Annotated in this window: 1 pseudogene; it reads left to right on the top strand. The window is 75.5% G+C overall.

Annotation, left to right across the window (positions count from 1 at the left end):
- Positions 1-76: 76 nt before the first annotated feature.
- Positions 77-290 (top strand): annotated as a pseudogene (locus CCN51_RS51035) (ABC transporter substrate-binding protein); the annotation flags it as partial.

The raw sequence follows: 290 nt of genomic DNA, 5'->3' as shown, positions 1-290 counted from the left end.
ATGGGTGGCGGGGTGGACGGCGGGGCTGTGGACCGCGCCGGCTAGCCCGGGTTCGTGTGAGGAGGTGCTTCCCATCGTGAGAGGTCGTCCCCGCGATGCCGTCGTCCTCGTGGCCGCGGTGTCCCTGGCCCTCGCGCTGGGGGCCTGCGGCAAGGCCGCCGAGTCCGGCACCGCCGTACGGCCCGTCCCGCCCCCGACGCCGGGCCGCCCGACGATCGGCCTGCTCGTACCGGACAGCACCACTCCGCGCTGGGACCGTTTCGACCGGCCCCTGATCGAGCGGCGGATCC

Origin of the sequence: Streptomyces milbemycinicus (assembly GCF_002154605.1) — a bacterium.
In the GTDB taxonomy this organism is placed as follows: Bacteria; Actinomycetota; Actinomycetes; order Streptomycetales; family Streptomycetaceae; genus Streptomyces; species Streptomyces milbemycinicus.
The sequence above is the reverse complement of the archived record's forward strand: the minus strand, read 5'-3'. Positions and strand labels throughout refer to the sequence as shown.